Here is a 6,776-nt window from a genome sequence, read left to right as displayed (position 1 = left end):
CCCGGGTGCCGGCGGTACCGCCGGGCGGCCGTACACACCGCCGGCGCTCGCCCGGTCGTCCCGGCCCGGATCCGGCGGGCCGTCCACCCGACGGCCGTAGACGGCGCCGGACGGCCGGGGCGACGCGGACGGTTCCCGCCGGTCGATGCCGTCGGCCATCGGCCGGTCCCGGCCCTCGCCGTCGGCCGGCCACCTCGCCTGCGGCATGCGCGCGCCCTTCCCCCGACCCACCGAAACGCCAGGAAGAACCTAACAACAGAGCGCTCCTCGGTTGACCCCGGCCACAATTTCCTCCGGAACGCCGGTCCGCTTCCGGCAGCCGGTGCGGCATATGCCCGCCTTCCTGCCCGGCGACGGTCCAGGGCGATGCGGGACGCCACGCTGGCTGTGCCGGCCGTCCCGACCGGTCCGGTGCCGGTTCGACCAGACCGGTGCGGTGATGACCGGCGGGAGGCCCTCGCGGGAGCGCGCCGCGACCGTCGACGGCCCCGGCGGGAACAAGCGCCCGGTCCTGGCCGGCGGCGCGATGCGGTGGCAGTGGCGGTGACCCGGTGTCAGACTCGGCAGCGGGGACCGCCGCAGCGAGGGACGTGGACGCATGGGGTACGAGGTCAGGCCGGACCAGGAGACGATCACGCTGCTCGGGGCCCGGGTCACCGTCGTCGACGCCGCCGCGCTGCTCACCGCCGCCGAGGCCGGCCCGGTCGAGCTGCTGGCCGGTACCGACTTCCCCACCCCGGTCCGCGAGGTGCGCAGCACCGTCCGCGCCGACGACGGCGTGCACCGCTTCGAGGCGTACCTGCGGGTCGACGGTCCCGGCTCGACCGTCGGACTGCTCGCCCTCGGCCTGGCCGGGCCGGTCGGGCTGCTGCTCGCCCAGCGGCTCGCCGCGCGTACCGGCGACGGGCTGGCCGCCGGGGTCGGCCGGATGGCGGCCGAGGCCGGCCGCCGGCTCGGGCTGCGCCCCGCCGACACCGCGCTCGCCGAACCGCCCCGCGACCGGGCCGGGCAGGACGTGCTGCGCACCGCCGAGGAGCTGGGGCTGCGCCCGAAGGTCAGCCAGGACGGTGGCGCGCTGACCGTCCGCGCGGCCGTGCCCAGCGCCGAGGTGACCCCGGCGCACCTGCACGCCATGGTCGCCGTGGTGCTCCAGACCGTACGCGAGTTGGCCGCCGACGCCCCGGAGCCGGCGGTGCTGCGCGGCCGGTCGTACACGGTGGGCCGGAGCGTGGCCACCGCGGCGCCGGCCCGCAGCGCGGCGGTGACCCTCGACCAGGTCGGCGGCCTGGCCGACGTGGTCGCCCGGTTCCGCGAGGTCGCGGTCTCCTTCCGGCACCCGCAGGTGATGGCCCGCTGGGGGGCGCGCCGGCCGCAGGGCATCCTGCTGTACGGGCCGCCGGGCACCGGCAAGCCCTATCCCGGAATATGACACATATTTTTCGGGACCTATTGACCCGGCAGGCCAGGTTGGGACCGCCGTTGGCGGCTACCGGCCGAGCCGAGCCGCTGCCGCGTGCGCGGTTCCTGCCGCCGGTTCGGTGGCGCTGGTCGGGCTCTCGCCCGTTTTCCCCGTCGAGGGGGTGTATCGATGAGAAGCTGGACCGACTGGGTGTTGCGTGCGCTGACCTGGCTGACCGTTGCGGGGCTGGCGATCACCGCGGGGGCAGTGTCGTTTTCGCACATGACCGAACTGGCCGTCAAGCACGGTCAGACGGGCTGGAAGGCGTACGCCTTCCCGGTCAGCGTGGACGGACTGGAGGTCGTTGCCAGCCTGTACCTCGTGGTGCAGCGTCGCGCGGGTCGCTCGACCGGGTGGATTCCCTGGGTGGCGCTCGTGGTCGGCACCGTGGCCAGCCTCGCCGCGAACGTCGCCGTTGGTGGTCACGATCCCCTCGGCAAGGCGTTGGCCGGCTGGCCGGCGCTGTCGATGCTCGTCTCGGTCAAGTTGCTGTTCGGCATGATCGACCACCGCGAGGGCGATCAGCGGACGGTCCAGGACGATCAGCGGCCGTCCGCTGATCGTCCGCTCGTCCCCGGGACGGTCCGGCAGACCGGCCCGGACAGCGGACCGTCGTCCGGGCTGACACCGGACGGGCGGACCGGTCCTCCCGGCCCGTCCGCGACCGGCGTGTCGGGCCGGGCCGCCGGGCTCACTCCGGCGCTGAGCGGCCCGGCCATCGAACCCGCACTGGTGGGTGCGCGCAGCGTGGCGCACTTGCTCCCGGCCGCGCGGGCCGCGCGCGCGGCACTGGCGAACTCGGGCCGGTCGCTGTCGCGCGACAGGTTGGCCGATGCGATGCGCGACGACGGGTATGGCGTGTCGAACGAACGCGCATCGCTGCTGCTAAGGATTCTCCGCGCGGAGCAGGACGCCGGTCGCCTCGCAGGGGCTACGAGGATCCCCGGACAGAGACGAACAAAGCTGTAGCAACACCGGAGGCGGCGTAGGTGGCGACGGTTGCTCGGCCAGGGCAAGCGGTATGGACATCTGCCGCAGTGGCCTGCTCCTGGCGCGGTTACGAGGACAGACGGACAGGGTTGCTGACGAGCAATCGGAGGCTCCGGAAGAAGATCCGCCTACGGCTTCGTGCAGTCAGGACAGGAGCAAGCCCCCGCCTTCGGCTGCCCGTCGGGGCTGGAGGATGGCCGGCGGCCCGGAGTCAGCATCCGCATCAATGGCCTCGGCGTGGTGACGTACCTGCATGCCAACGAGTGGGGCGACAACGGTCGGGATCGTCCTGACCGGACTACTCAGCGGCGTCGTCATGTTCACCGACACCAACGAGCCGCTCGGACGGATGTCGACGCTCCTGGTCGTGTTTGCCGGCGTGCATCTGCTGCTGACGATCTTCATGATCCTCAAGCGGGTCCGAGCGATGTTCCGGTCGTTCCGCGTGCGCCGCGAAGATCCAGTACCCCAACCCGGCTGCCAGGCGACCCGCACGATCCAAGCTTCATGGTCCTGCCAACTCTTCTGATCACACTTCAGCGCACAGTCATGGAGTGATCAACGCTGCTGTCCGCATGCCAGCGCACCACCCGACCTCAAGCAAAGAGGTCTCTCCCAGCGCCGAGGCGGTTCGGTTAGGACCCTTCTGAACTGGACTGGTCAGGGGTCGTCAGGAAGGCGGCGGGCACACCTGCGTTGATCAACCGGTGACGTATCCGGTCCACCGAGGTGGGTGCCCAGTCCGGGTACGTAAGCAGGAACAGCAACTGCTGCGCCGCGTCGCGGTTGACCCGAGCCGCGGCGATCGATGCTTCGACCGTGCTCGTTGCCACCTCCCAGTCCCCTCCGGCCGCGCTGCGGACTGCGCTGGCGTGCGCCGGCTGCGCTGTGGCGGCGAGGGCCAGTGCGATGATGGCGACCAGGCTGCCAGCGACGCAGAGGACGGGCAGCAGCCACGTGGGCGCCGTAGGCCAGTAGGAGCCGGGCGTGAGGGCGCTGTGTACCGTGGCGATTGGGCCGCTGGTATTGGCGTGTGGGCGCAGCACGCGCCCGAGGTTGAGGTACAGAGCGGCGGCAGGTGCTGCCAGAACAAGCAGGGCGGTGGCGGTTAGCGCCTTCACTGTTGCTCGGTGCGCGGGATCCGCTGGGCGAATCCTGCGCGCCATTGTCGCAGCGAGCAGCCATCCGGTGATCAGCCCGAGGGCTGCGCCGGTGAGGGCAAGGGCGGGTACGGCCGGCGAGTTGGCGGCCCAGCCAGATAGCCTCACGATGCCGTCGTCGGCAACGAAACTGCCGCTGACCTCGAGGACCAGCCCTTGCGACTCGGCGGTGAAGTGGGAGTATCGACTGGGGAGGTAGGTGATGGTCTTGTCGCCTGGGTAAAGCACGCTCGCCTGGTCATCGATAACAACCACCGGTGAGACTGACCAGCCCGCTGCGGCGTAGCGCTGCCGCGCCTGAGCGGCATCCCAACCGGTGTCGATCCTGATGTCGGCAGCGACCACCGGCGCCGCGTGAGGTGACGTCTGACGCGAAACGACCGGAGCCTCGTCGACGCCAGTAGCCCGTCGGGTGAGCTCGGACAGCCCTGCCGTGTCGGGAAGTTCGGTCAGGCCCCGGTTGCCCAGCCACGAGCCGGCTGCCGCACCGAAGGCCCCCAGCAGTACCGCGACGAGCACTACTGCCGCCACCGCGACGGGACGGCGATTAGGAAGAGCGAACCGCCAACGCGCCCGCCTCACGAACAGGCGCGCCGCTCCAGTGACGGTGGACCAGGAGGCGTTCATCCGTCAGCTCCTACCGCGCGCTGTGTCTTGCCGAGCAGCCTCCCCTGCATGCCCCAAAGAGTACGGATGCCCTGACATCGCGTCCATGAGGCGTTGAGTGGGCGGCAGACAGATACGCAACGGACTCCTTCGCTCACCGGGTCGGGCCTTACGCCGGCCGCTGAAGTCAGGGGCCGGCGTAAGACCACGATCGGCTAATACTGCAACGGCGGGTCGTGGCTTCGGCTGCTGATCGCTCGTTGGCTGGTTGTGGTGGATGCGCAGTTGGTCGGGTCGTGGGATGCCGGGTTGGAGGAGTTGTTCTTCCGGTTCGCGCATCGGTTTGAACGGGTGGAGCCGCGTCGGCGGGCGTGGGCGTATGTGCGGGGGTTGCTGGCGCCGTTGGAGCGGCGTAACGGCTGGACCCTTGCGGAGCAGGCGGGGCATGTGTCGCCGGATGGGTTGCAGGGCATGCTGTGCAGCCCGGCGTGGGACCGGGACGCGGTCCGCGATGACGTGCGCGACTACGTCGTGGAACAGATCGGCGATGCGGCCGGGGTGCTCGTCGTCGACGAGACCGGGTTTATCAAGAAGGGCCGTGCCTCGGCGGGAGTCCAGAGGCAGTATTCGGGCACGGCGGGCAAGACCGAGAACTGCCAGATCGGCACGTTCCTGTGTTACGCCACCACGCGGGGTCGGGCGTTGATCGATCGGGAGTTGTACCTGCCGAAGTCGTGGACCGGCGATCGGGACCGGTGCCGGCAGGCGGCGATTCCGGACGAGGTCGAGTTCGCCACCAAGCCGCAGCAGGCGCAGGCCATGCTGGAACGGGCGATCGCAGCGGGGGTGCCGTTTTCGTGGTTCACGGCGGACGAGGCCTATGGGCAGAACCCCGGCCTGCGAGGCTGGTTGGAGGATCAGGACATCGCGTATGTGATGGCCACCCGCCGCGACGACGAGGTGCCCTCCGGGCTGCGCACCACCACCCGCGTCGACGAGCTGATCGGCAGGGTGCGTCCCGGCGCGTGGCAGCGCCTCTCGTGTGGTGACGGCGCGCACGGGCCACGCCGCTACGACTGGGCCCGGGTACCGATCCGCCGCGCCTTCGCCCACGGCCGCCGCGGCTGGGTCCTCGCCCGACGCTCGATCAGCGACCCTGACGACATCGCCTACTACGTCTGCTTCGGCCCACGCGGCACACGACTGCGTGAACTCGTGCGGGTCGCCGGCAGCCGCTGGTCGGTGGAGGAATCGTTCCAGACCGCGAAGAACGAGGTCGGCCTGGACCAGTACCAGGTCCGCCGCTACGACGCCTGGTACGCCCACATCACCCTGGCCATGGCCGCCGCCGCGTTCCTCGTCGTCACCCGCGCCGCCGAAGCCACAAAGGGGGCACCACCGCAAGCGAGCGCAGCCTGATCCCGCTGAGCAGCAACGAGATCCGCCGCCTGTTCGCCCACCTCGTCCTGACCATCCGCCACCGAGCCAGCCACATCCTGCACTGGTCCAACTTCCGCCGCCGACGCCAGGAACAAGCCCGAGCCGCCCACTACCGCAAACGACTCGAACCGCCATAAGTCACGACCCGCCGTTGCAGTACTAACCGCTCCGGCCGGTCAGACGATCACTCAGTCTGTCGTCGGGGTGGTGGCGGTGTGGTTCTGACGACACACCCCGCAGTAAGACACCGAGTTGACCACGAAGGAGAAGGACCCCCGGTCCTGCCCCGGGCTGACCGCCGCCGCCGATCCGCCTGGGTTCTCGCAGCGGTTCTGGTTAGCGCTCAGGGTCAGGCTAGTGCCGTTGCTCATCGACCGCGTTCCGGTCGGCATGTTGACGCACCAAACGGACGTGCCCGTGGGAGCGGTGTTCTGAATCAGGGATCCGGAGAAGTTTGTGCCGGTCCAGTTGCAGAACCGCCCCGAGCCACATCGAGCCAGCGCAGAGTTTCCGTCGGCCTGGGCGGCTCCTGGCACAGCCAGCGTGAGCGAGGTCGTGGCGGCGACCGCGAGCGCGGCGAACAGCATCCTGGTCCTGGTCATGTCTGTCCCTTCGACGATGGGCCGAGGGGCATGACGGCCAAGCAGGCAACACACCACACTGGTGATCCCCAAGAACGCTCCCCCGCTTAGGATCACACCCCGTAGTCAGACGATAACCATCGATGACTGTGAGGGGCAAGGATCGGTGGGCACTAATCTTGCAACTTCCATGGAAGTCCGAAGGACGCGGCTTGAACGCGACGGCCGGCCGTCGACTTGGGTGGTCGTTCGATGACGTCGTAGTCGGCGGTGATTCGCTGACGCACCACGCACAGCAGGCCGTCGTGCAGGTCGACGTCGGCCCACCGCAGGCCGCGTAGCGCGATCAGCCACCACAGCGGGTACAGGCTGTCGTCGCGGACGTACCCCAGGAGCGCGGCCATCTGCGCCGCGGCCCATGCCGCCTCGGTCGGCCGGACGCCGGTGGCCTCCCACTCGGTGGACCGCGCCTCGGTCGAGACGAGGGTCTGCGGGCGGTCCCGGGCGAGCAGTTCCCGCCCGGGACCGGGTTGTCGCTGA

Annotated in this window: 8 protein-coding genes; 4 read left to right on the top strand and 4 right to left on the bottom strand. The window is 70.2% G+C overall.

Going from position 1 to position 6,776, the window contains the following annotated elements:
- The coding region (locus EFE23_RS29205; RefSeq protein ID WP_204348517.1) for a hypothetical protein at positions 1-207 on the bottom strand (207 nt) is incomplete at its 3' end.
- 391 nt (positions 208-598) lie between these two features.
- Here EFE23_RS29205 and EFE23_RS27145 point away from each other — a divergent pair.
- From EFE23_RS27145 to EFE23_RS27135, 3 genes are all read left to right on the top strand, one after another.
- Positions 599-1,429, top strand: coding sequence for an ATP-binding protein (locus tag EFE23_RS27145; RefSeq protein WP_233601167.1), 831 nt, complete (start codon positions 599-601; stop codon positions 1,427-1,429).
- A gap of 159 nt (positions 1,430-1,588) precedes the next feature.
- Positions 1,589-2,428 carry a DUF2637 domain-containing protein gene (locus tag EFE23_RS27140; protein WP_123243720.1) on the top strand — a complete coding sequence of 280 codons (840 nt, stop codon included), beginning with the start codon at positions 1,589-1,591 and terminating at the stop codon, positions 2,426-2,428.
- Positions 2,429-2,765: 337 nt separating this feature from the next.
- The gene (locus EFE23_RS27135; RefSeq protein WP_148058554.1) at positions 2,766-2,978 is read left to right on the top strand and encodes a hypothetical protein; all 213 of its coding nucleotides are present in this window, start codon (positions 2,766-2,768) and stop codon (positions 2,976-2,978) included.
- A gap of 106 nt (positions 2,979-3,084) precedes the next feature.
- On the opposite strand, the gene EFE23_RS27130 is transcribed toward EFE23_RS27135, so the two are convergent.
- Positions 3,085-4,236 (bottom strand): hypothetical protein, encoded by a 1,152-nt coding sequence (locus EFE23_RS27130; RefSeq protein ID WP_148058553.1) that lies wholly within the window; start codon positions 4,234-4,236, stop codon positions 3,085-3,087.
- A gap of 264 nt (positions 4,237-4,500) precedes the next feature.
- Here EFE23_RS27130 and EFE23_RS27125 point away from each other — a divergent pair, with 264 nt between their 5' ends.
- The gene (locus tag EFE23_RS27125; RefSeq protein WP_123243721.1) at positions 4,501-5,634 is read left to right on the top strand and encodes an IS701 family transposase; all 1,134 of its coding nucleotides are present in this window, start codon (positions 4,501-4,503) and stop codon (positions 5,632-5,634) included.
- A 209-nt stretch (positions 5,635-5,843) separates the two neighbouring features.
- Here the strand turns inward: EFE23_RS27125 and EFE23_RS27120 are convergent, their stop codons facing one another.
- Positions 5,844-6,257: a peptidase inhibitor family I36 protein gene (locus tag EFE23_RS27120; RefSeq protein ID WP_123243717.1), complete on the bottom strand. Its 414-nt coding sequence runs from the start codon at positions 6,255-6,257 to the stop codon at positions 5,844-5,846.
- Positions 6,258-6,409: 152 nt separating this feature from the next.
- Positions 6,410-6,776 (bottom strand): site-specific integrase (locus tag EFE23_RS28340; RefSeq protein ID WP_500786061.1); only part of this gene is annotated, 367 nt, incomplete at its 5' end.

This window comes from Micromonospora solifontis, assembly GCF_003725545.1.
Taxonomy (GTDB): domain Bacteria; phylum Actinomycetota; class Actinomycetes; order Mycobacteriales; family Micromonosporaceae; genus Micromonospora; species Micromonospora solifontis.
The sequence above is the reverse complement of the archived record's forward strand: the minus strand, read 5'-3'. Positions and strand labels throughout refer to the sequence as shown.